Genomic DNA, 23,299 nt, shown 5'->3' with positions numbered 1-23,299 from the left:
CCACCTACTTTCTTTTCCTTTCAATGGGGTCTCAGCGTGTCGGATCGCACAAACGAGGCATGGCTGGCTGATTTACGCAGCGATGGGGAGCGCCGAGAGCAGGCAATCGCTGATCTGCGCGTTCGTCTACAACGGGGCATTTACTACTACCTAAGCCATGAGCGCAGCGACCTTGCTGGGCGTGCCAGCGAAGAATTGCAGCACATGGCGGAAGATTTTGTTCAGGAAGGAACACTTCGCGTCCTTGACAACCTCGATTCCTTCCGAGGGGATAGCCAATTTACGACATGGGCGACAAAAGTTGCCGTGCGCATCGCCATCAGCGAGCTTCGGCGCAGTCGCTACCGCGATTTCAGCCTTGACGCGCTGACAGAAAATGGCGACCTCAAGGAACTGAGCCTTGCCAGCGTGAACAGCACCCCCCCTGACCGCCCTGAACAGGCGACAGAGAAGGGCGAAGTTCTGGAGCGCGTCCGAAACGCCTTCCGCGAGGTCTTAACACCGCGCCAGCGCACCGCAATGGAGGCAGTGATCATTGAGGGCATTCCATTGGAGGTCGTTGCTGAGCGGATGGGGACGAATCGCAACGCCCTCTACAAGCTGATCTTTGACGCCCGCCGAAAACTCCGCACAAGCCTGACCGATCAAGGGCTTTCGCCCGATTACATTTTGGAACTTTTTGAACAGTGACAATGACAACCAAACGCCCGTCCTTTATGGCACGCCTTCAAGCGGCGGAAGACCCACCTTTTTTTGCTCGTCCGGTGGCGCTGCTCATCCTCGCCGCCTATGGTGTCGTATGGATCGCCGCCCTCTCGGTGATCAGTGTCATCACTGGTGAAATTAACCGTGCTGTGCCAAGCCCTCGTGTCTTGGCGCTCAGCGGAATCGTGAGTGCCGCTGTGATCACCATCGGGATCGTCCAGTTTGCACGGCGGCGGATGGGCGCGGGGTGGGGAACTGCCTTACAGGTGACCCACCCCACCGGACGCAACACGCTGCTCTATATCTTCTTGATTGGGCTTGGCTTGGCGTGGTCGATTGATCTTTTAGGGGTGCTGCTGCGGTTGAAGGGTGGGCAAGTGATTCCCCCGGTGATGGACAGTCTGCGCGAGGGAAATGCTTTGGCATGGCTTGTCGCGGCGGTTTACGCGGTTTTCTTGCAACCACTTGCCGAATCCCTCGTCTTTGCCGGAATTGTTTACCCCACCACAGCGCGGGCAACAGGGGATACACGCTTTGGCATCTTCAGCACAGCCTTTTTATTTCTGGTTGTCAGCTTGATCATGAGTCCGGCGCCGGGGACGTGGTATGCCGCCGTCCAACCCTTCCTGATGATGATCGTCGTCCTCTGTTTCCGCGCTTACTACCAATCCACACGGGCGGCAGTTGTGGCGCGAGTCGCCTTTGGCGTATTTTTCATCTTAGCCGCCGCTTTCAGTGGGGGATTTGGTGGGTAAGGGTGAGGCGCGGTGCGGCACCAAACACGATGAATCACCGGACAAATCATTATGAGGATGGTATCTTTCGCCGCGATCCGCGCTTTCACAAACAGGTGACAGGCGAATCCCCCGCCCGCTTCTCAACCCTTTTAGGGGCGGTGGGGTTGATCCTCTATGGCTGTTACCTTATCACCTTTTACCGCCCCTCGGATGAGGCAGGTATTGCCAAATTCGGTGTGTGGGTGTTTTTCCTCGCGGCGATTGCCGTGTTCATCCTCGCGTGGATTCCCAGTCCGTTTTTGCGCCGCCTTCGCGATCAGGGGCGCATCCTTCCCGGTGTGATCGTTGATTGTCGGGGAATACGGACACGACGTGGGCAGGTGAGCATCCACCGGCTTACCTACCGCTTCACCACCCCTGATGGGCGCGAATATCAGCACACCCACGAGGTGGGAACGGCGGTTCTGGTGCTGGATTCGTTTCCCGATCTCGGTACACCTGTTGAAGTTGTCTATGTCGATGACGAAACCATCGTTTTGTTATAGCCAATCACTCCACCACAAAAGCTCCTACCGTCGCCGGAATCGGGGTTTCCCGCCCGATATACAGGCGAATCTCGTAATTTCCGGGGGTGAATCCCCCTTCCAACCCTACGAAATAATAGCGGCTGCTCGTCTCCGCCCCTACCCACAGCCCTTCCTCGGCGCTGAGCAAAATGCCCCCCCGCCAGAGTTCGCGCCGCCAGATCACCCCCCGCCGCATGTCCTCTGCCGAGACGAAATAATACAAGCGCCCTAACCCCGTTCGGAAGCGCGTGGTAGGGTTCAGCGGTGTGCCATCGGGGTTGATTTGGGTGGCGAAAGCGTAGAGCGTTAATTTTGCCGTTGCCGCCGGAGTGACGCTAGAAGCAAGGGTTGGTTCGCCGGCAACCGTCAGCGGGAGGAAGGTTGCCGTTGGCGTTGACGAGGGGGGGATCGTGGCGCTTGGCGTCGCCGTATTCGTGGGAAGTGCCGTTGGTGTAAAGGGTGTTGTGGCAGTAAACGTGGGTGTAAAGGTTGCCGTGAACGAAGGCGTAAAGGTTGCCGTCTGAGACGGGGTGTGCGTTGGAGTTGGGGTGCGCGTGGGACGAAGGGTATTCGTCGCCAAGAGTGAATCGGTGCGCGTTGGTGTTTTTTGGGCGGTGCTGTTCACCCCAATGGCATCCGGCTCAGCCGTTGTCGAAGCGGGCGGTGTGGGTGTCACTGTCGCCATGATTGGGCTTGGTGTCAGGGTGGGGCGGGGGGGGGATGTTGCCGAGGCGATCTCAACCAGGGGGCGGGGAGTGAGCGTTTCGGTGGGCGTGGTTGTCTCTGTCGCATTGGGAGAGGGGCTAAGCAGCGTCCCGCTGATGGGTGTTGCGCTGGGCATAACGGGCATGGGGAAAGGCGTTTCGGTGGGCGGTTCGGGCGTGGGCGTTCCCTCGCTGGTCGGTGTACTCGCCACCTCAACGGCAGCCCCCGTTGGCGTCTCTAGGGTTGGGGAAAGCGCCGTCTCATTGATCCTTTGGCGGGTGACAAGCTCAGCGCCAATGCTCACACCGCCGGCAAGGATGCCAGCAAAGAGGGCGGAACTGCCAATGAGGGCAAGGCGAAAGCCCTGCTGCCCCGCCGCCCGCCGCCGCCGCCAAAATGATTCCGTCCGGCTCAGGGTGAAAAAGCGGAACGCCAAAAGCCAGCACGCCGCACCCGCGACGAACAGGATGATCATGAACAGTGGGGCAGCCGTGCGTATGTGGACGAGGGTCTCTACCAAGAGTGATCCTTTCCCGAACCCGCCGACATTATAGCCGCCTCCCGCACTTTCCGCACAGCCGCTATAATTCATTCATGGAGAATTTATGAAGTCACTTACCTGTGATGTCTTGGTCATTGGCGGTGGGGCGACGGGTGCCGGCGTCCTTTTTGACCTTGCTGTGCGCGGGCTGAAGGTTATCCTTGCCGAACAAAACGACATTGGCACGGGGACAAGCGGGCGCTATCACGGCTTGCTGCACTCTGGGGCGCGGTATGTCGTCCGCGATCCGCTCTCGGCGCGGGAATGTATTGAAGAAAACCGCATCCTACGCAAGATTGCCCCCCATGTCTTAGAGGACACCGGAGGGTGGTTTGCCGCCTTTCCCCCTGATGATCCGGCGTATGTCCCGCTCTGGCTGCAAGGTTGTGCGGCGGTGGGCATTCCCACTGAACGGCTGACACCCGCCGAAGCGCTCCGCGCTGAACCACACCTAAATCCGGCTGTTCGTGAGGTTTACCGCGTCCCCGACGCCGCCTGTGATTCCTTTGAACTGACCCATTCCCTTGTGGAAGGGGCGGCAGCCTATAGCGGACAGACGTTGAATTATCACGTCGTCAGCGCGATTCATGTTGAGGGTGGACGGGTGCGCGGGGCAACATTGCGCCACCGCCGGACGAGAGAAGAAATCCGCGTCCATAGTGAGGTGATCGTTAATGCGGCGGGACCATGGGCGGGGGAGGTGGGCAAATTAGCCGGTGTTCAGATTGGGATGAGCCTGAGCAAGGGGATCATGATCGCCATAAACGTCCGGTGGGTCAACACGATCATCAACCGCCTGACAAAGCCCGGCGATGGCGACATTCTTGTTCCGGTGGGGACGGTGGCGGTGATCGGCACAACCTCAGTGACCGTTGAACGCCCCGACGATCTGAGCATCACCCCAAAGGAAGTCAGCGAAATGCTTGACGAGGGAGAGGTGATGATCCCCAACTTTCGGCGGGCGCGGGCGCTGCGGGCGTGGGCGGGGGTGCGCCCCCTTTATGACCCGGGCGGCACAGGGGGCGGCGAGGCGCATGACGAACACACCGCCGAGGAAGACGACGAGGGACGATTCATCACCCGCACCTTCACCACACTCGATCACAGCGCCGACGACGCAGCGGGGATGCTCTCTATCGTCGGCGGGAAGCTAACCACCTACCGCCAAATGGCAGAGAAAATCGGCGATCAGGTCTGCCAACTGTTAAACATAAAACGCCCCTGTACAACGGCGGGCATCCAACTACCGCTCCCCCGCTGGTCACGGGAACATGGCAACCGTTTCCATGCCCTAACAAACCGCCTTCAGGTCTTAGAGCGCAGCGAAACCCACAGCGGACTCATTTGCGAATGTGAACTGGTCACCCGCCCGCAGATTGAGGCGGCGATCAGCGTCTCTGGAGAAGGCGTAAGCCTTGACGATCTGCGCCGCGATCTGCGCGTGGGGATGGGTCCGTGTCAGGGGGGATTCTGTGCCTACCGAACGGCGGGCATCCTTGGTGAGATGCAGCACCTTCCCGCCCCTCAAACAGTGAGCGCCCTGCACGATTTTGTTGAAGAACGGTTTCGCGGCAACCGTCCCCTGTTATGGGGGCATCAACTCCGTCAGGCACTTCTTGATGAGATGATCTACCGCCGCGCATTGGGTCTGACCGCCAGCACTAGCGAAACACAGTCCCCACAAGAAAGCGCCACACATGGATGATGTGATCATTGTTGGGGCAGGATGGGCGGGGTTGGCAGCGGCGCTCTTTGCCCTTGAGCAAGGGAAAGCACGCGGGGCGAAAATCCGCTTAATCGCGCAAGGCATTGGTTCGCCCATTGTCACGCCCGGATGGATCAGCCTTCTGGATGCGGCGAATGGGGATGTGCGGCGCGGGTTGGTCGATCTCGTTCGCGCCCACCCCAATCATCCCTATGCTCTTGTGGGGGCAGAGGTGATCATGAAAGCGGTAGAATCGTTCCTCGCCATAAGCGCTGCGATTGGCTTGCCGTATACAGGCGAACGGGTGGGCAATCGGACGCTGCGCACAGCGCTTGGCGGGGTGGCAACTCCGGCGCTTGTCCCGCCGGGCTATGCCGCGTCTATGGGGGATACACCCCTTTTCGTTGGCTTCGCCGGCTGGCGCGATTACTATCCGGCGCTCTCTGGAAACGCCGTGTATGTGACGCTCCCCAACCAAGATCGGTTGTGGGACGCCCCGCCGACGGAGATCGCCCGTGAATTTGACGCAGCAGCTGTGCGTCAGGCAGCTGCCGAGCAGATTAAGGGGCATTTGAAAGGTATATCCGCTGTTGGCTTTCCGGCGGTTTTGGGGCTTGCCGATCCACAGGCTGCCATTGCTGATCTCACGGCGCTGTTGGGCGTCCCTGTTTTTGAAGTGCCAACCTTGCCGCCCTCTGTGCCGGGGACTCGCCTTTACAATGCGATTCGCCGTTACCTCTTGGATCACAAGGTGCGGATGCAGGTTGGGCATCCTGTTGGGCGGGGACTCATCGAACAGGGGCGCGTTGTTGGGGTGGAGGTCGAAGCGGTGGGAAAACCACAACCGTTTCGGGCGCGGGCGGTGATCCTTGCCACTGGAAACCTGTATGGCGGGGGGTTGTTCAGCGATGATCGGGGGCATATCTGGGAAGGTATTTTTAACCTTCCTGTCCAGTACCCCAAAGATCGCTCAGGGTGGTTTGCGGAGACAATGTTGGCGGCGGGCGGACACCCTATTCACCATGTGGGGATCAGGGTGGATGAGGCGATGCAGCCCCTCGATGAGGCGGGTGAACCGTTTGCCGAGGGGCTTTACGCCGCCGGGCATCTCATTGCCCACCCGTCTGGTGCGCCATCACCCTTAGAGACGAGCGAAGGGGTCGCCCTTGCCACCGCCTACAAAGCCGTTCAATCGGCGTTGGCTTAGGAGCGCTGACCCTTTCTCGTTTACGCGGCGGGGGAAGGAGATGAGCGCCGAGGGAGGCTACCCCGCAAACGCTCCATCTCCCACGCCGTGAAGGGACGCAGTACAGCAAACGCCGCGCCATAGACCGCTACCGAGACAATCCCTGCCAAGATCAACGAATGTGGGGCGATCAGCACAGCGGCGGCGATCATCATGCCCCCCGCCGCCGCCTGCCGCCACAGCAATCCCACCCAATCCACCGCCCCTGCCGCCCGCCGCAGCAGCCGCGCAAACATGACCAGCAGCACCAGTTCGGAAAAGATCGTCACAACGGCGGCGGCACGGTAGCTGTAGGTGGGGATCAAAATGAGGTTGGCGATGATGTTGAAACTGACCCCGGCAAAGAACGCCTCACGCATCTTCGTCTGTTGATCAAGGGCGATCAGGACGTAATTGGTTAGGCTGTTGATCCAGCCAATGAGCGCAAACCAGATCATCAGTTGGAGGGCGATTGCCCCGTCCGGCAAAAACTGTGTCCCGCCAAGCAGCCCAATCAGCGGGTAGGCGAGGAGTGTTGTCACCACCGCCACCGGAATCGCCACCATCAGAAGCAGCTTGACGCCGAACCCCCACGTCCGCAAGAGCGCCGCTTTATCCTCCACCGCCTGCCGCGAGAGCAGCGGCAGCAGCGCCATCGTGAACAGGGAGGGAATCACCCCAAGCGCATCGATCCACTTGTAGGCGGTGCTGTACGTTCCAACAACGCTTGCCCCTTTGAGCGCCTCCAAAAGGACAACATCGCTTTTGAAAAAAATTGTGGCGAGGAAGTGATTGAGCATCAGCGGGAAGCCCGCGCGGAGCATCCCGCCCATGAGCGCCCGATCCACGTTTGCCGTTTCCGCTGTCTCTACCGGAGGAAGCGAACGCGCCTGTGCCCCTAAAATGATCAGGGTGATCCCATTGAGGAGGATGCTCACCAGCGCCAAGCCGATCACCCCGCCGCCGCTGACGAGTGCCAGCAAGCCCACCCCTGCTTTTAGAATTGCCGTGACGCCCGCCGTGATCGCCGGAACTTCGGCGCGTTCAAAGGCGTAAAAGAGCGCCGTCAGCCCCGTGCTGATGCTGTTCGGGAGCAGCCCGACGTAAAACAGAAGGATCGCCGCAATCGCGATTCCATCCAGCGGCGGGGTGAGCGCCCCCCGAATGGCTAAAAAGCCGATCAAGAGCGGGATGCCCGCCCCCGCCAACCCCAAGCGCAAGAGGCTTGAATTGAGCAAATACCGTCCGGCACTCGCCCGATCCCGTGCTACTTCGCGAGTGAGGAGGGTGTTCAGTCCAAAATTGGTGAAAATATCGAACCAGCCAAAGATCACGATGGCGTAGTAATACGTTCCGGCGTTGGCGGGACCAAGCAGGCGAAGCATGATCAGGGCAAAGGCAAGGTCGATCCCTCGGTTGAATAGATTCAGTAGGATTGGCACGGCGGTGTTTTTGAAGATGCGCCCACCGCTGCTGAGCGCCTCCCCACCCGCCCGCAAGCGCCCCCACGCCATGATCATCCCCATCAGGATGAGTGTCATTACGGCGAGGAAGGACGTGAACGCCCCAATTTGGAAGGAGGGCGGGGAATAACGAAAACGCACCGTCCATGCGCCAGGGGGAATATCCACCCCTCGGAAGTTGCCAAACAGACGGCTTGGCGCGGGGGTGTCTGGCGAACCGTCACCATGCCTGTTGAGCGCCTCTTGTTCGGCGCTCTCTGGCGACCCTTCGGGGCGAAGATACACCCGCCAGCCAGAGGCATAGCTATCTGTCAAAAGCAAGCAGCCACCTTGCTCGCCTCCCTGAACGGTGACGATGACTTGATTGTTTTTCGCCTCGGTGAGCGCCGCCGGAACGCCCTGTATGCCCGTCTGTTCAACGAGAGATTCATCAAGCTGCCAACAGGTGCTAATCGCACCGCTGAAATTTGCCAAGCGGCTTGCCCCACCCTGAATCAGAACAGCGCGGGGAAATGTCTCTGTGTTTTCGTAGATGACCACCCCCTCATCGCGGCTGACGAGCCGATACTGGGGAAATGCGGCGAGTGGGAGTTCCCCTTCGGAGAGGAGGTAACGAACGCCCATCAAGGGCAGCCAGAAAGACTCCACCGCTTGGTGAAGGGTGTCTGGAAAAATTGGGGCGATGCGGTTGTAGAGAAGCTGCGTTTGCGGCTGGATGCGCGTCATATAGTCAACATAAGCGCGGGTGATGATGCTGTCGTAGCCGCGTATGTCTTGTAAGCCGTACCGCCAGGCAAGGTTTGCATTCAGCGTTGCTGTCTGCCCTTGAACGGCGGTGAGCCGCCATTCTTTGGGGTTTTGGCTCTGCAAAAAGGCAATGGAAGGCGGTGTGAAATCCAACCACGCTGGATCAGCCGCCGGATTGAACCCCGCCGAGGCGATCACCAGATCGGCAGCGATCAGCGTCACCGCTGCAAATGGGGCGATCTTCGGGCGGCGACGGAACAGAATCAAGACGATTCCCGCGCCAATCAGCATCAGGGCAAAAATCAACACATCGCGGAACTTCACGCTGTAAAAAATTTCTGCGGAGGGGTAGGCGTAGTCCGCGCCAGCTAACCCCTTGTAGAGCGCCTCCATAACCGTCTCCAAACGATCATAGAACAGCCGCGAGGCAACCAAGCCAGCGAGAATGACCCCACCGAGTGCGGCAGCGGCATAACCGAACCGCGCCGCCCACCGGCGCAGGCGGTCCCCATCCAGCCGCCGCAGTCCATCCACACCAAAGCCTGCTAATGCCGCCAAACAGAGCGTGAGCGGAAAAACCCACCGAAAAGGAGAATGAAGTTGATTGAACCCAGGCAGTCCATAATACAGGAGGGCATAGGTGATCGTCCCGAAGGTGAACGACCCCGCAGCGAGGGTAAGCAGGACGATCAGGCTGCGGTAGACGCCTCTCAAAGCGTCCATGTCTCCCTTACCGAGATCAGGGCGTGGCTGAGGGGCAGTTGCCCCTAACACGGCTAGGAACAGCGTCAAAATACCGACATACGCAGCGCCCTCGACATAGTTTTTCCCTCCGGGCATCATCGTATCGGTCAGGGTGGCGCCGTTGACCGTCCAGGCGACGGGGCGTGTCTCGCCCGCAAAGACATCAAAATAGGTGTGCTGCGTGGGGTTGCCAAAGAGGTTGGGCATCAGGTAGATGAGCGCATGGCGGGGGGGAAAGGCATAGCCGCGAATCTGCTCAAAGGTGCTGCGCCCCTCTCGGAAGCTGCCGCCCGCCAATTCCAAAAAGGGGAGGAACTGCACCGCGCCAATGCCAATGCCTAACCCAACAAGGGCAAGCAAGGTGATGCCCTTCTGCACCGCTTGAAGGAATGAGGTGCGGCGGCTGATCAGCAGGTGCAGCAAGCGCAAACCAGCCCAAAAGCCCATGACCAGCAGGACGTAGTAAACGAATTCGACATGCCCGGCGAGGATGGTCATCCCCAGACCCACCGCCCCACCCGCCACCCAGGGAATAACAGCGGGTTTGCCCGCGAAGGGTTCGCGGCGCAAGGTGAATTCGACCATCAACATCAGGAAGGGCAGCCACGCCGCCCCCGCAATGATCATCTGAAAGACGACGCTGATCAGGAAAAACCCGCTCAGTTGAAAGACGACTCCAGCAAAGACCGCCCCCCACCGTCCCACGCCCATGCCGCGCATGAAAAGGTACATGAACAGCCCCGCCAGCCACAGTTGGCTGACGGTAAACCAGCCATAGGCGGCGGGTAGGGGGAGGGCATAGTAAATGAGGCTGAAAGGGTAAAGCGCCGAGTGCTGCCCGGCGGCAAGGAAGGGGACACCCGTAAACAAGTAGGGATTCCACAGGGGAAGTTCCCCTCCGGCAAGGCTCTCACGGATGAACTGCTTCCAGACAATGTTTTCCAGCAGCAGATCGGAGACGAGCATATTGTGGGCAACGGGCGGGACACCAAGCGCCTCACGATAGGCGGCAAAAGGCTGAACTTGGTAGAGATTATCGGCGGGGATCAGGGTCTTTCCGCCGAGGGTGACTTGCCAGAAAAACGCCAAAGGGAGGAGGAAAAAGAACCCCGAAATGAGAACATCGGGGCGGCTGATGGTGGAGCGCAGGCGTCTGAGCAAGGTTAGCCCCCCATCGCCCGATCCGCCGGTGTCACCCGTCCATAATGCCGCCGCAGACGAAAAACCCCCACTGCTGCTTCGTACTGTACCTTGAAACCCATCTTCGACTCACCATAGCGGCGATCTTGAAAATAAATGGGGATTTCGCGGATGGTGTAGCCCAATTTCCGCGCCAAATAGGACATTTCCACCTGAAAAACGTAGCCATTTGAGCGAATCGTCGCCAAGTTCATGCCGATCAGGGTGTTGCGCCGCCATGCCCGAAAGCCCGCTGTGGCATCTTTGATGCGCGTTCCTAGAATAAAATCAACCCAAATGCGGTTTGCCCACCAACTGAGCAAGCGACGCTGGAAACTCCAGCGCTCATCAAGTTTGCCGCCCTTTGTATAACGCGAGCCGATCACCAAATCCGCCTCTGCCAGCCCCGCCAAAAGGCGCGGGACATCCTTCGGATCGTGCGAGAAATCGGCGTCCATCTGGACAATATAATCCGCCCCCTCGTTGATTGCCCAGATGAACCCTTCCGTGTACGCCGTTCCCAAGCCTTTTTTTCCTGTCCGGTGCATCACCTGGATATGCTCTGTTTGGGCGGTAAGTTCATCAGCAATGCGTCCCGTCCCATCGGGAGAATTATCATCCACAATGAGGATGGTCAGGTTGGGAATCGATAACCCTAAGAGCGCCTCGGTTAGGTTGGCAAGGTTCTCTTTTTCGTTATAGGTGGGGACGACAATGATTGTTTTGGGTGCGTCAGGCATCATGTTCACTGGTTTGGGTGGTTTGGTAAATATTCGTGAATCCTATCACGGATCGGGCGGGAGGGCTATTGAGAGTGGATAAAGGCAGCCATCCCCTGCGGCTTTTGATGGTCTCCCCTTTGCCCCACCGCACATCATTTTTATGATATCTCGCCAACGCAGCCCACCCGTAGGGGATTCGATGGCGCTGGCGATCTTGACGGCGAACGAGGCAGCAGCGCTGGATCGCACGGCATCGACAATGATCTATCTCAGCGGCGGGTCTTGCCTCCAAGATATTGCTCATACGTGGTCTCTTTCTCACCTTCCCCACAATGTGGGTAATGCCTAGCGCTGTAGCAGCTGAGGGGCGAGGGATTTTTTCTGGAAATCACGCCTACACGGGCATTTCCTCCCCACAGAGCATCATCTGCGCTAAGTCTATGAAGGCTTTCAGCGTGCGGGACTCCGATTTATCCTTGTGGATCATCATCTGCGTGTGAAGGTGAAAATCGCGCCGCGCCCAGGGTAAAACCACGAGCGTTCCGGCTGCCACCTCTGTTGCCACAACCACTTCGGGCAGCACGCTGACCCCCAAGCCGGCAATCACACACTGCTTGATGGCGTCCACTGTCATAAACTCAAATTGGGTGCGCGGGTAAACACCCACCTCTGCCAAGTCCTGTTCAAACATCGTCCGGTAGGAACACCCCTGTTCGGTGAAAAGAATCGTCTCTCCGGCGAGGTCAGCGGGGTAGACAACCGCTTGTTCTGCCAGCGGATGCCCGGCGGCGGCAATAAGGCAGATCGGCTCGTAAATCAGGGGGGTGATCACCAACGAATTCACCGGACGAAGGTGATCGAGGGCAAAAGCAATATCCAGCGCCCCATTTAAGACCTCAGAGCGCAGTTGCAGCCAGCGGAGCGGCTTGAACTGAAGGTTCACTTCCGGGTAGCGGGTGCGAAATTCCTTCAGCAGTGGGGGAATACGGTAGGTGCAAAGCGTCTCCGTTGCGCTGACAACAAGCGTCCCGCTGATGGTTTCCCCAACGTTGATCGATTCACGTGCCTCGTCAAGAAGGGCGAGAATCTTCTCGACATAAGACAAAAAACGCCGTCCAGCGTCGGTGAGGACAACCCGTTTTCCCAAGCGATCCAAAAGCGGTGTGCCTAACTCCACCTCTAGGGCTTGAATCTGCGCCGTAATGCTCGATTGGGCGTAGCTCAAATTGGCTGCCGTCTGCGTAAAGCTGAGCGTTCTAGCGAGGGTGCGAAAGGTCTGTAACTGCCGAATTTCCACGGATGGTCTCATTTGTTCATCATTTCTATCGATAGATTATATCAAATTTATTTGTTGGACTGAATGATTGTCTCATGAGATAATCTTCGTTGTCGGATGATGAGGAACACCAGACGATGAGTCAGTCAACATGGCGTTTTCAACTGCGCAACGGGGAAATTCTGAACACCCTAGACATTCCGCACAAGGCATTAACGGTACATATTCTCACTGGCGAGGCATGGGTCAGCCACAACGGACAAGATATTGTCTTGCACAGCGGGGAAAGTCTTGCTGTCAATCAGGATGAGGAAGCGGCGATCATTTCGACCCCTCATTTTGGCGATACACCCACCTTGACCACGCTCATTTTTGAGGTGGCTCGCTCCGCCTAAACGTTGGTCTGCATTGGACTGATCCACATCCAGAAAGCTGTGGCATACTGACTCCTGTTTCCCCGACGGATTCATAAGCCGTCTACCTAAATAGGAGTCACCATGCCGGAGTCACCACTCCTTCACCGCACGCCCCGCGCCGAATTTTGGGCGGGGTTTCGCGCCACCATCCCCCTTGTTATCGGGGCAATTCCCTTTGGGTTCATCTTCGGGGCAACGGCAGCGCTCAACAAAGTTTCCCCCACCGCAGCGATGGCAATGTCGCTTTTTGTCTTTGCCGGATCGTCGCAATTTATTGCCGCGCAGTTGGTGAACGGCGGGGCAACGGTGTTCGTCATTATCTTGACAACGTTCATCGTCAATGTGCGCCACGCCTTGTATTCGGCAACGCTTGCCAAGCATGTGAAGCACCTTCCCCAACGGTGGCTCTTGCCGCTTGGCTTCTGGCTGACGGACGAAACCTTTGTCACCGTGATCACCCGTTACAACGAGCCGGATGACTCCCCCAACAAGCATTGGTACTACCTCGGCTCGGCTGTCTTTATGTATACCAATTGGCAGGTGTGGACGGCTGTCGGGCTGCTCACAGTGGGGGCAGTCCCCACCGAGACTATCGCCCGACTGGGCTTAGAATTTGCCCTCGTCGCCACCTTCATTGGGATGTTGATCCCGCTGATCAAAAGCCGTCCGGCGTTCCTTGCGACGGTTTCGGCAGGGCTGGCGGCATTAGCCTTTAATAGCTTGCCCAACCGCTTGGGGTTGATCGCCGCCGCGCTGGTGGGGGTGGCGGTGGGGATGATTGCCGAGGGGCAACGCGCACCCATGAAAGGCGCAATGGAAGCAGTGGCAGTGGAGGCGGTTTCCCATGAATGAGATCAACGAGGTGGCGCTGGTGGCGGGGATGGTTGCCGTCACCTTTGTCTCGCGTTATCCGGTGCTGGCAATGGTCGGGCGGATGCCGCTCCCTATGTGGGCGCTGCGTGCCTTAAAGTTTGTCCCGCCCGCCGTTCTGACGGCGATCATCGTCCCCTTCATCACTCTGAAAAACGGGGATTTAGCGCTGCGGGTGGACAACAGCTATCTAATCGCCGGCGTGGTCGCCGCCCTGATCGCCTTTCGGACGAAAAACCTGCTGCTGACGATCATCGGCGGGATGATCACCTTGTGGGTATGGCGGCTGCTCTTGGGCGGGTTATGAAGGGAATCGCAGAGCGGCTGATCCCCTTTCATGGGTAGTCAGTGGTAAGATAGTCCTCATGTTGACCCAGTGAAGGACTCTGTGATGCGATCTCTATGCTGTCGGGGGCTTGTTTGCCTAGTTACCTTTTTCCTGATCGCCCTCCCGCTCGGCGTTCAGGCGCAGGGCGGCGTGGAGGTGACCACAGACACACTGGTGAACCTTCGGGCGGGACCCGGCACACGGCACGAGACACTAGCAAAAATACCCGCCGGAACACCCCTTCTCGCCTTTGCCCGTGACGAGAAAACGGGATGGGTGAAAGTCACCTTTGAGGATAAACAAGGGTGGTTGAGCGTCGCCTACCTCAGTTTCAAAGGGAACTTGTTCGCCCTCCCCGTTGGCGATGCCGCCCCGCCACCATCAAGCGGCGGGACGGCTGGCAATACCGGTGGCGAAAACCCCGTCGCGCCTCCCCCCGCCAACGGCGCGAATGGGCAGATTGAGTCGATGACGCTCTATGCCCAGACAGACCGCGTGGATTACTACCGGATCGTCTACTTCAGCGATGGTTTGCGCATTGCTGGATTCCTTGCCGAGCCGCGCTCACCGGGGAAGTATCCGGCGGTGATCTACAATCGCGGCGGGAATCGGGATACGGGCGCGTTGCAAGGCTATGAGTTTGCCTACTTTGCCGAGATGGGGTTTGTCGTCGCCGCCTCACAATATCGCGGCGGACCCGGCAGCGAAGGGGCTGATCAATTGGGCGGCGGCGATGTGAACGACGTGCTGAACCTGATCCCTGTCCTCACCTCCCGCCCCTACACCGACCCCGACCGCATCGGGATGTTCGGCTCCTCACGGGGGGCGCTGATGACCTACCTTGCTCTCAAAAAATTGGGCGAACACGGCAGCGGCGCAATCAAAGTTGCCGCCACCACCAGCGGGCTTGCCGATCTCTTTATGTGGGCAAAGCAAATTCCCGAACTGAACAGCGGCGCGTATCCCGATCTTGTGGGCGGCACAACGGGAAGCAACCCCGCCGCCTTCAAAGCACGCTCTGCCACCTATTGGGCGGGAAGCATCCGCGTCCCCCTTCTTCTTCAGCATGGCGACGCCGATACCGTTGTCTCGGTGGAGCAATCGAAGGCATTGGCAAAGGCGATGCAGCGGGCGGGGCGAACGGTGAAACTGATCGTACAGGCATATGGCGATCACGGGCTGTTCACCCACGATGAAGGCTACCCCGAAACGATGAAGTGGTTTCAAGCCTACTTGGGGCGCGATGGCGATAATTGGGATTACTGGTATTGGAAAGACGCCATTTACAACGCGATGGGCAAGCTGAGGACGAATTGGTGAATCAGGGCAGCCATCCCGCATCCGATATCCCTTTCCCCCTCCGGGAAGGGCGTCTTGAGGTGGCGCTGATCCTGATTGTTGGGATCAGCGGGGCAATCGTCGGGATCGCCCTTTATGGCTTGCTCTGGGAAACCCACCGCGCCTACAGCGACATTGCCACCGCCTATGCGCTGAACGCCCGCGCTGGACATGGGTTTGTCTTTAATGCGGGCGAAGTTGTTCTGCTGCTTCCGGCGCCCCTTTATCTTGCCCTGTTGGTGGTCATCCCGCCGCCGCTGCTCTTTGCGCTGAGTGCGGGGCTTGGCGGGGGGGCGGTGTTCGCCCTTGCCCGCCGCCAAACAGATCGGCTTATGGCGGGTCTTAGCGCGGCATTTTATGTAGGGGTGGTGTCCTTCGGGGCGGGTACGGCTGCTCCGGTGGGGCTTGGTGTAGCGCTATGCGCCTTCCTGCTCATGGCGCACAAACGGCACACCCCTGCCGCGCTCTGCTTTGCGCTGGCAACCCTAATCACCGTTGAGATAGGGCTTCTCGTGCTGGTGGGGATCGTTTGGGCAACCCTCGCCGGGCGGGGGGGAACCTTCATCCTTGCCTATGCCCTCCCTTTGGGGGTGGGGGGTGCCTTTCTGGTGTATGTCTATGGCGAGGGGTTGGTTGGGATTCTGATCAGCGGCATCCCCTCCGATACACTGCGGCTGATCATCGTGGTGGGCGCCGCCGCGCCAATCGTTTGGGTAGCGCGGCATCTCTCCTCCTCTCGCCGTTTTTTCGGGGTGATTCCCCCTCTTGCCTGTCTGATCGTCGTGAGTGGTGTTCTCGCTGCCGAAAAACGTTCTTCGACACCTCTGACCGCCCTTCCGCTCAACGCTGGCACGGTAGGTATCCCGCGTGCCGACGATTACGGGCAGTATGAACGCACCGCTAACCAAACCCTGATCGCCTTCGACGGACGGTTTCAGCCCGATGTGTTCTTTCTGCGCGAATTTGGGGATGATCGCTCTATCGTGATCAAGTATGCGCCGGATGTGATCGCCCTGAGCGCCGGATTTAACCCAAGCTCACGCTTTGGCACAGAAACGCTTGAGCGGCTTGGGTATGTCTCCGATGGAGCGTGGCTGCGCCGCACAAAACCGATTGGCGTGTTCAGGCTCTATGCCGCCTCCATCCTCTACACACCCGATCTCACCTTGCAGACCTACAGCCTTGACCGCGCAGAGGCGGCGGCGGGTGATATCCTCCGCATTGGGTTGGAGTGGGAGGTCAAACGCGCCGCCACGCAGCCCCTTAGCGTCACCTTGAGCGCCACCAACGAGGACGGGCAGCCCTTAACGACGATCACCGACGAGATCGCCGCCGAGATTCTACGGCGGGGGCTGCGCACGACGTATCACGCCCTCCCCCTTCCCCAGACCGCAGGGCGCGTGGTAATCACGCTCTCCCTAAAATTGAACAGCGGCACACTGACGGGCTACAGCAGCGGCAATCAATACATCGATATCACTTCGGTGGGGGATGTGCTGACGTTGGCTAGGATTGCGATCACCCCCTGACTGTGCTACAATGCCTTCCGTCTATTCATTGACCAGCGGGCGAGTGCGTTCTGCCCGCTCTGGTGACACCTTATACCCAATGGAGGAATGAACGCCATGCCCATGTCTACAAATGAAAAAAGTGACGTTTTCAAGGAATTTGGACGGCACGAAAAAGATACAGGTTCGCCGGAAGTTCAGATTGCGATGCTCACCACACGGATTCTCCAATTGACGGAGCATTTGAAGGTTCACAAGCACGACGAAACCTCACGGCGGGGTCTGCTCAAACTGGTTGGGCAGCGCCTGCGCCACCTTCGCTATCTTCACAAGACAAATCTCGCTGGCTACAAGGCACTCATTGAACGCTTGGGCTTGCGCGATTACATTGGGCGTTAGAGTCACCGCGACTCCCCCCGGCGCACCCCATACAACCCACGAATGAATACCACATCGGTGATTGCGACTCGAAAAGGGGGCAATCACCGATGTGGTCTGTCATACCGCATAGGCAAAGGTTAAGGAGCTAGGCAATATTTATGACGAACGGCGAGCAAGCACAGCAAGCACGACGCTTTACAGCCACACTCGGCAGCGAGACAATAACCATTGAGACGGGGAAGCTCGCACCCCAAGCCGGTGGCGCAGTGACAGTCCGCATGGGCGACACCGTGATCCTGGCGACAGTGGTCATGAGCCGCAATATCCGCGAGGGAATCGATTTTTTCCCCCTCACCGTTGAATATGAGGAGCGCCTCTACGCCGTCGGGCGTATTCCCGGGTCGTTTTTCCGCCGCGAGGGTCGCCCGGGCGAGCAGGCAATTCTGACCAGCCGCGTCACAGATCGCCCCCTTCGCCCTCTCTTTCCCAAAGACCTCCGCAACGATGTGCAAATTGTGATCAACGCCCTCGCCTTCGATCAAGAGCGTCCGCTGGACATGCTCTGCATTTTGGGCGCAAGCGCAGCGCTGACCATCTCCGATGTCCCCTTTGATGGCCCCGTTGGCGGGGTGCGCATCGCCCTTGTCGATGGCAAACTGATCGCTAACCCAACCTATGCCGAGATGGAAAAAAGCCTTCTCGATCTGCGCGTGGCAGGGACGAAAGATGCGATTAACATGGTGGAGTGCGGGGCGCTGGAAGTGAGCGAGGCGACCCTCGTTGATGCCCTCAAACTTGCCCAAGAATCGATGCAAGATATTTTCCGCGTTCAAGAAGAAATGCGGGCGGCAGTGGGCAAGCCAAAGGCTGATTACACCCCCGCCAAACCCAAGACCGATCTGATGGATAGAGTGCGGACACGCGCCGCCGGACAGATCGCCCAAATTATTGCTTTGCGTGGGAACACAGACGAACGCCAAGCCGAACTGTGGGACCTGCGCGACTCCCTTGTTGCCGAATACGGCAGCCCTGTTGAGGCGGCACGCGACGCAGCGGATAGCTATACCCCACAGCAGATTATGGCGGGCTTTGAGGATGTCGTCACCGAAGAAGTTCGCCGCCGCATCTTGAACGAAGGCATTCGCCCCGACGGGCGCGGACTGAAGGACATTCGCCCCCTGAGCGCAGAGGTGAGCATCCTCCCCCGTGTACATGGCTCAGGCTTGTTCCAGCGCGGGCGGACACAGGTCATGAGCGTTGTCACATTGGGCGTTCCGGCAGATAGCCAACAGTTGGATACCCTAGAGCCGGATACCTCCAAGCGGTACATGCATCATTACAACATGCCCCCCTTCGCCAGCGGGGAATCCTCCCCCCTGCGCGGACCGAAACGGCGCGAAATTGGTCACGGGGCGCTGGCGGAAACCGCTCTCCGCAACGTCATCCCCGACGAGTCTGTATTCCCCTACACGATTCGCGTCGTCAGCGAGGTGCTTTCTTCCAATGGAAGCACGAGCATGGCGAGCGTCTGCGGCAGCACATTGGCGTTGATGGATGCGGGTGTGCCGTTGAAAGCGCCCGTCGCCGGAATTGCTATGGGCTTGATCACCGACGGCGATAAATACGCTGTTCTCACCGATATTCAGGGCTTGGAAGACCACATCGGGGATATGGACTTCAAGGTTGCCGGAACACGCGACGGTGTGACGGCGCTCCAGATGGACTTGAAAATCAAGGGTGTCTCGTGGGCGGTCATGGGCGAGGCGCTGGAACAAGCGCACGCCGCACGGATGACGATCATGGATGTCATGCTGGCAACCATTCCCGAACCACGCCGCGCCCTCAGCCCAAACGCCCCCCGTTTGCTCACGGTGAAGATCGAAACGGAGAAAATTGGGGCGGTGATCGGACCCGGCGGCAAGACGGTGCGCGGGCTGCAAGAACAGCACGGCGTCACCATCGAAGTGCAGCAGGATGGAACGGTCTTTATTTCCTCGGTGAACGGGGCGGCGGCGGATAAGGTTGCTGAGATCATCACCGGTATGACCGAAGATGCGGTCATTGGGCGCATCTACACCGGCAAGGTGACGCGCATCGAACCTTACGGTGTGTTCGTGGAATTCCTCCCCGGACGCGATGGCTTGGTGCATATCAGTCAGCTTTCGGATCGGCGTATTGAGCGCATCGAAGACGAGATCAGCATGGGCGATGAATTGATGGTCATGGTCACCGATATTGCCGAGGGCAAGGTGCGCCTCAGCCGCAAAGCTGTCCTTGAAGACCTGACCCCCGAAGAAGCCCGCGAGCAAGATCGTCGTCCAAGCGGTGGTGGGCGCAGCGGTGGCGGGGATCGCGGTGGTGACCGGCGTGGCGGCGGCGGTGGTGGTGGCTATCGCGGCGGCAGCGGTGGTGGCGGTGGTGGCAATCGCAGCGGCGGCAGCGGCGGTGGTGGCAATCGCGGCGGATGGGGCAACCGAGACTAAGCCAAACTCCACTTTCCCCGCCCGTTCTCAACCAGAGCGGGCGGGGCGATGCGCAGGTCTAAACGAAACTCATGCCCACTCTCACCCTTCAGCTTCGTCCAGCACGCATCACTGATCGTCCCGACATTGAGGCGATCTCGGCGCTGACATGGGAAGGGACAGATTACCTTCCCCGCTATATTGAGGCGTGGCTTGCCGACCCAAACGGTGAGTTTTACGTTGCCGAGTCGCCAATGGGCGTCGTTGGCACGGGAAAACTGACGAAACTGGGCGCGGGCGAGTGGTGGTTAGAGGGTTTGCGCGTCCACCCCCACCACGCCGGACAAGGCATTGGACGCGCCCTGCACGAGTATGGCGTTGGGCGGGCGATGGTGCTGGCAAGCGGCGTCCTCCGTTTTTGCACAGAGTATGACAACCATGCCGTTCACAAAATGTCTATGGGGACGGGTTTCAGACAGACGGCACGCTTTTTGCGCTACACCGCTGAGCCAGATGATCGTTATAGGGGAGGTGAGGCGTTTCGCTTTCTTAAAGAAAGTGATCTCTCGAGCGTGTGGGGTTTCCTGCGCAAATCGCCCACCTTCGCCCTCGCCTCTGGGAGTACCTGTGAGATGCGCTGGCTGTGCCGCCTGATTACGGACGAACGCCTAATCTCATGGGCGGCGGCTGAGCAGATGCTTGGCTGGTATGGCGCACATGGGGAACTGGATGGGGTGATCATCGCCCTCACCGTTCCCCCCAAAACAGCCGAGGAAACGCCCACGCTCCATGTCAATTACCTTGATGCGGCGCGGGGCTGGTTAGCGCCGATGGCGGCGGCACTACGAGGGTGGGCAGCAGCGCAAGGGATAGGGGCGATTCGCCATATGCTGCCCGTTGCCCCCGAACGCTTGGTTGCCATTGAGCAAGCCGGATGGCGTCGTCCCGCCGATGGGGGTGGACGCGCCTGTTTATTTACAAAACATCTAGACACCGATCAGAACACACAAGAGGAATCGACTCATGCCACGTACAACGCTGAAGGATAAAGCCCGTAAGAACCGCATCCGGGCGCACGAATACAACAAGATGCGCCGTCAATTGATCCTCATCGAAGCGATCACCCCAGAGCAGATCAAAACGCTCCAAAAGGTGGAGTCGATCATGGAGAAGGGTGATTTTCCAACGGTGGCGCAAGTCCCCGGTTGGGAAGCGCTGCGCGAAATGGGCGTCATTCGCTTGGTAGAGGAAAAGGTGATCCTGACCTCGCTTGGCGGTGATGTGTTAGAAGCGGAAGAAGCCTAGAGGTCATTTCACCCCCCTTCGCCCCTCCCTGTAGGGACGCGCTGCGGCGCGTCCGCCCACCTCCCTTAGCTCAACGCTAAACAAGGGCAACACCCCGACAGAGAGGGCGACCTGTCTCCCCACACCCACTGTCACTCCTTCTACGCGGCAGCGCCATTTGCAAGCCAAACCGATTAACTCCCTGACTGTTAACCCTGATCTTCCTCCTGCTGTTGTGAATGCGGTTGAGCGCGTTTTGGCAAAAGAACCCGCAGAGCGCTATCCAACAGCAAGCGCCTTTGTTCATGCCTTGCGGCGGGGCTAGGGGGTGGGGTCGTTTCTGAGCGTAGGATGAGGGCAAAGCGCATTGTTTTGTGGCATACTGTTCCTACGCTGAAGTGTGTTAACGAGTGTTGCCATGAGTACATCCCGCGCCCCTCGTGATGTTCGCGTCACGCCACCACCGCCCCGCCGCCAACCTTACCAGAGCGGTGGGCTTGCCCCCTGGCTGATCCGTATTCCGCTGTTGGCGGCAACGGCACTGTTTCTGCTGCTGTTCCTCGGCATGATTTATGTCGCCTTGCTCCAAGTGCAGTATGACCGCTTGATCTATCCGGGCGTCTCTGCCTATGGCATTGACCTATCGGGAATGACCCGCGAACAGGCGATCAGTGCGCTCTCGGCACATTACACCTATGGGACAAACGCCGTGTTCACCTTCCGCGATGGTGAAAAGGCATGGCAGCGCACCGCTGAAGACCTCGGAGTGCGCTTTGACGCTGAAAAGACGGTAGACGCCGCCTACCAAATCGGGCGGGGGGCGGGGATCGTCGCCAACTTCATGGCGCAGGGCGAGGCATGGCTGAATGGGCGTGCCGTCGCCCCAATCATTGTTTTTGATGAGGCGAAAGCGGCGGCGATTCTTGAACAGATCGGAGGGGAAATTAACCGTCCGGTGTTGGACGCCACGCTGATGCTGCGGGGGACGGTGGTCACCAGCACGCCAGCACAGAATGGACGCCAGTTGGATGTGGCGGCGACGATGGTTGCCATTCGTCCGGTGGTGATGAACCTTGGCACCGGCGCGGAAGTCCCTCTTGTGATCCGCGAGAGCCAGCCGACAGTGCGCGATGTGGAGGCAGCGGCGGCTAAGCTGCGGGCGGCGGTGTCCTCACCGATCAAACTCTTTATTGAGGCGGCGACGACCAGCGACCCCGGACCGTGGCAGGCAACGCCCGATTTCATCGGTGGGCTGCTCTCCGTCACACGGGTGGAAAACGGGGATGGCACGGCACATTATGAGGTGGGGACGAACGTTGCCCCGCTGAAGGATTTTCTTGCCACACTTGCCGCTGATCTGACGGTGAATCCGGCAAATGCCCGCTTCATCTTCAATGATCAGGCGAAAGCGCTGGAGGTGATTCAGGAAAGCGTCAGCGGGCGAACGCTGAACATCAACGAGACGGCGGCGCTCTTTGAGGCGGCGATCTTCCGAGGCGAGAACCGCACTGTTCCCCTTCGCTTCGATGCGCTGATCCCGACGGCAAACAGCAAAGCAACCCCGCAAGAGCTAGGGATTACCGAACTCGTGGTGGAAGCGACCACCTTCTTCTATGGGTCTACCGATGAACGACGGACAAACATTCAGGTTGCTGCCTCGAAGTTTCATGGGTTAGTGATCAGTCCGGGCGAAGTATTCTCGTTCAATCGCTATCTGGGTGATGTTAGCCCAGAGACGGGCTATGAAACGGGGTTGGTCATCTTTGGGGATCGGACGATTCAGGGTGTTGGTGGCGGTGTTTGTCAAGTGTCGTCCACTGTTTTTCAGGCGGCGTTTTTCGGGGGCTACCCGATTGTCGAACGCTATGCACACGGCTACCGCGTCGGCTACTATGAAAGCGGGGCAGCGACGGCAAACGGGCAGAGTTTCAAGGCGGGTGTTGGCTTGGATGCGACGGTATACGCGCCGATTGTAGACCTGAAATGGAAGAACGACACACCCTACCACGTTTTGATGGAGGCGTATTTCAACCCGACGAAACAATCGCTGACGTTCAAGTTTTACAGCACGCGGATGGGGCGCACCGTTTACGTGGAGGGACCGAAACTTTCGGACACCGTTCCACACGGAAAGGCAAAATACACGGAATCAGCCAGCCTACGCCCCGGTGAGCGTCGCCAGATCGATTATGCGGTGAACGGGGTGGATGTCCGCGTGTGGCGGACGGTGAAGGAAGGCGACAGGGTGCTGGTGAATGGCGAGGAAATCTACAGCCATTACCTGCCCTGGTCGGATCAGTTTTTGGTTGCCCCTGGGTACGCGCCGAAGAATCAGTGAGGGTGAAAGGAAAAAGCGCGGGGTTGAAAGCCGCATAGAGGATGCGGCTTTTGCCTTTA

The 23,299-nt window shown here is 58.8% G+C and carries 20 protein-coding genes; 16 read left to right on the top strand and 4 right to left on the bottom strand.

The genetic code is table 11. The annotated features are described in order from the left end of the window. Positions 1-36 precede the first annotated feature (36 nt). From HS103_13425 to HS103_13415, 3 genes are read left to right on the top strand one after another with little or no spacing between them, the layout of a single operon-like run. Positions 37-690 carry a sigma-70 family RNA polymerase sigma factor gene (locus tag HS103_13425; protein MBE7513802.1) on the top strand — a complete coding sequence of 218 codons (654 nt, stop codon included), beginning with the start codon at positions 37-39 and terminating at the stop codon, positions 688-690. A 2-nt stretch (positions 691-692) separates the two neighbouring features. After that, positions 693-1,460: a hypothetical protein gene (locus HS103_13420; GenBank protein MBE7513801.1), complete on the top strand. Its 768-nt coding sequence runs from the start codon at positions 693-695 to the stop codon at positions 1,458-1,460. A gap of 29 nt (positions 1,461-1,489) precedes the next feature. Then, complete coding sequence (locus tag HS103_13415) at positions 1,490-1,987, top strand: hypothetical protein (protein ID MBE7513800.1); 498 nt, start codon at positions 1,490-1,492, stop codon at positions 1,985-1,987. A gap of 4 nt (positions 1,988-1,991) precedes the next feature. Here the strand turns inward: HS103_13415 and HS103_13410 are convergent, their stop codons facing one another. Next, complete coding sequence (locus tag HS103_13410; protein MBE7513799.1) at positions 1,992-3,233, bottom strand: hypothetical protein; 1,242 nt, start codon at positions 3,231-3,233, stop codon at positions 1,992-1,994. Between the two features lie 85 nt (positions 3,234-3,318). Between HS103_13410 and glpA the strand changes: the two genes are divergently transcribed. Further along, a complete protein-coding gene (gene glpA, locus HS103_13405) occupies positions 3,319-4,959 on the top strand; it encodes an anaerobic glycerol-3-phosphate dehydrogenase subunit A (GenBank protein MBE7513798.1) in 1,641 nt (546 codons plus the stop codon). Beyond that, the gene (locus HS103_13400; protein MBE7513797.1) at positions 4,952-6,166 is read left to right on the top strand and encodes an anaerobic glycerol-3-phosphate dehydrogenase subunit B; all 1,215 of its coding nucleotides are present in this window, start codon (positions 4,952-4,954) and stop codon (positions 6,164-6,166) included. The genes glpA and HS103_13400 overlap by 8 nt, the downstream gene beginning before the upstream one ends. A 20-nt stretch (positions 6,167-6,186) precedes the next feature. On the opposite strand, the gene HS103_13395 is transcribed toward HS103_13400, so the two are convergent. Beyond that, positions 6,187-10,299, bottom strand: a complete 4,113-nt coding sequence (locus tag HS103_13395) for an oligosaccharide flippase family protein (protein ID MBE7513796.1) — start codon at positions 10,297-10,299, stop codon at positions 6,187-6,189. 2 nt (positions 10,300-10,301) lie between these two features. Further along, positions 10,302-11,060, bottom strand: coding sequence for a polyprenol monophosphomannose synthase (locus HS103_13390; protein ID MBE7513795.1), 759 nt, complete (start codon positions 11,058-11,060; stop codon positions 10,302-10,304). A 139-nt stretch (positions 11,061-11,199) separates the two neighbouring features. Between HS103_13390 and HS103_13385 the strand changes: the two genes are divergently transcribed. Continuing rightward, a complete protein-coding gene (locus HS103_13385; protein MBE7513794.1) occupies positions 11,200-11,388 on the top strand; it encodes a hypothetical protein in 189 nt (62 codons plus the stop codon). Positions 11,389-11,433: 45 nt separating this feature from the next. Here HS103_13385 and HS103_13380 read toward each other — a convergent pair whose 3' ends face one another. Next, complete coding sequence (locus tag HS103_13380) at positions 11,434-12,348, bottom strand: LysR family transcriptional regulator (GenBank protein MBE7513793.1); 915 nt, start codon at positions 12,346-12,348, stop codon at positions 11,434-11,436. Positions 12,349-12,452: 104 nt separating this feature from the next. On the opposite strand from HS103_13380, the gene HS103_13375 reads away from it, so the two are divergent. From HS103_13375 to HS103_13330, 10 genes are all read left to right on the top strand, one after another. After that, positions 12,453-12,710, top strand: a complete 258-nt coding sequence (locus tag HS103_13375; GenBank protein MBE7513792.1) for a hypothetical protein — start codon at positions 12,453-12,455, stop codon at positions 12,708-12,710. A 102-nt stretch (positions 12,711-12,812) separates the two neighbouring features. Beyond that, positions 12,813-13,583 (top strand): AzlC family ABC transporter permease, encoded by a 771-nt coding sequence (locus tag HS103_13370; GenBank protein MBE7513791.1) that lies wholly within the window; start codon positions 12,813-12,815, stop codon positions 13,581-13,583. Beyond that, positions 13,576-13,908 (top strand): AzlD domain-containing protein, encoded by a 333-nt coding sequence (locus HS103_13365; GenBank protein MBE7513790.1) that lies wholly within the window; start codon positions 13,576-13,578, stop codon positions 13,906-13,908. The genes HS103_13370 and HS103_13365 overlap by 8 nt, the downstream gene beginning before the upstream one ends. Before the next feature lie 84 nt (positions 13,909-13,992). Further along, complete coding sequence (locus HS103_13360) at positions 13,993-15,249, top strand: prolyl oligopeptidase family serine peptidase (GenBank protein MBE7513789.1); 1,257 nt, start codon at positions 13,993-13,995, stop codon at positions 15,247-15,249. Further along, on the top strand, positions 15,198-16,796 hold the full coding sequence (locus HS103_13355; GenBank protein ID MBE7513788.1) for a DUF2029 domain-containing protein: 1,599 nt from the start codon (positions 15,198-15,200) through the stop codon (positions 16,794-16,796). The genes HS103_13360 and HS103_13355 overlap by 52 nt, the downstream gene beginning before the upstream one ends. A gap of 96 nt (positions 16,797-16,892) precedes the next feature. Then, positions 16,893-17,174 (top strand): 30S ribosomal protein S15, encoded by a 282-nt coding sequence (gene rpsO, locus HS103_13350; GenBank protein MBE7513787.1) that lies wholly within the window; start codon positions 16,893-16,895, stop codon positions 17,172-17,174. Between the two features lie 140 nt (positions 17,175-17,314). Next, entirely contained in the window at positions 17,315-19,639 is a 2,325-nt protein-coding gene (locus tag HS103_13345; GenBank protein MBE7513786.1) for a polyribonucleotide nucleotidyltransferase, read from the top strand. 71 nt (positions 19,640-19,710) lie between these two features. Further along, entirely contained in the window at positions 19,711-20,667 is a 957-nt protein-coding gene (locus HS103_13340; GenBank protein ID MBE7513785.1) for a GNAT family N-acetyltransferase, read from the top strand. Then, positions 20,642-20,923 carry a hypothetical protein gene (locus tag HS103_13335; GenBank protein MBE7513784.1) on the top strand — a complete coding sequence of 94 codons (282 nt, stop codon included), beginning with the start codon at positions 20,642-20,644 and terminating at the stop codon, positions 20,921-20,923. Before HS103_13340 ends, HS103_13335 begins: the two co-directional genes overlap by 26 nt. Positions 20,924-21,320: 397 nt before the next feature. Beyond that, positions 21,321-23,240 carry a VanW family protein gene (locus HS103_13330; protein MBE7513783.1) on the top strand — a complete coding sequence of 640 codons (1,920 nt, stop codon included), beginning with the start codon at positions 21,321-21,323 and terminating at the stop codon, positions 23,238-23,240. Positions 23,241-23,299 lie beyond the last annotated feature (59 nt).

This window comes from Anaerolineales bacterium, assembly GCA_015075625.1.
Lineage (GTDB): Bacteria > Chloroflexota > Anaerolineae > Aggregatilineales > UBA2796 > UBA2796.
Note: the sequence above shows the minus strand (reverse complement) of the source record. Positions and strands in the feature narration are given on the sequence as shown.

Excerpts from the sequence above, each read along its gene's own strand:
- HS103_13415 (MBE7513800.1), top strand. The coding sequence starts at position 1,490 with ATGAATCACCGGACAAATCATTATGAGGATGGTATCTTTCGCCGCGAT.
- HS103_13340 (MBE7513785.1), top strand. The coding sequence starts at position 19,711 with ATGCCCACTCTCACCCTTCAGCTTCGTCCAGCACGCATCACTGATCGT.
- HS103_13330 (MBE7513783.1), top strand. The coding sequence starts at position 21,321 with ATGAGTACATCCCGCGCCCCTCGTGATGTTCGCGTCACGCCACCACCG.
- HS103_13360 (MBE7513789.1), top strand. The coding sequence starts at position 13,993 with ATGCGATCTCTATGCTGTCGGGGGCTTGTTTGCCTAGTTACCTTTTTC.
- HS103_13370 (MBE7513791.1), top strand. The coding sequence starts at position 12,813 with ATGCCGGAGTCACCACTCCTTCACCGCACGCCCCGCGCCGAATTTTGG.
- HS103_13420 (MBE7513801.1), top strand. The coding sequence starts at position 693 with ATGACAACCAAACGCCCGTCCTTTATGGCACGCCTTCAAGCGGCGGAA.
- rpsO (MBE7513787.1), top strand. The coding sequence starts at position 16,893 with ATGCCCATGTCTACAAATGAAAAAAGTGACGTTTTCAAGGAATTTGGA.
- HS103_13380 (MBE7513793.1), bottom strand. The coding sequence starts at position 12,348 with ATGAGACCATCCGTGGAAATTCGGCAGTTACAGACCTTTCGCACCCTC.
- HS103_13400 (MBE7513797.1), top strand. The coding sequence starts at position 4,952 with ATGGATGATGTGATCATTGTTGGGGCAGGATGGGCGGGGTTGGCAGCG.
- HS103_13365 (MBE7513790.1), top strand. The coding sequence starts at position 13,576 with ATGAATGAGATCAACGAGGTGGCGCTGGTGGCGGGGATGGTTGCCGTC.
- HS103_13390 (MBE7513795.1), bottom strand. The coding sequence starts at position 11,060 with ATGATGCCTGACGCACCCAAAACAATCATTGTCGTCCCCACCTATAAC.
- HS103_13375 (MBE7513792.1), top strand. The coding sequence starts at position 12,453 with ATGAGTCAGTCAACATGGCGTTTTCAACTGCGCAACGGGGAAATTCTG.
- HS103_13385 (MBE7513794.1), top strand. The coding sequence starts at position 11,200 with ATGATATCTCGCCAACGCAGCCCACCCGTAGGGGATTCGATGGCGCTG.
- HS103_13345 (MBE7513786.1), top strand. The coding sequence starts at position 17,315 with ATGACGAACGGCGAGCAAGCACAGCAAGCACGACGCTTTACAGCCACA.
- glpA (MBE7513798.1), top strand. The coding sequence starts at position 3,319 with ATGAAGTCACTTACCTGTGATGTCTTGGTCATTGGCGGTGGGGCGACG.
- HS103_13335 (MBE7513784.1), top strand. The coding sequence starts at position 20,642 with ATGCCACGTACAACGCTGAAGGATAAAGCCCGTAAGAACCGCATCCGG.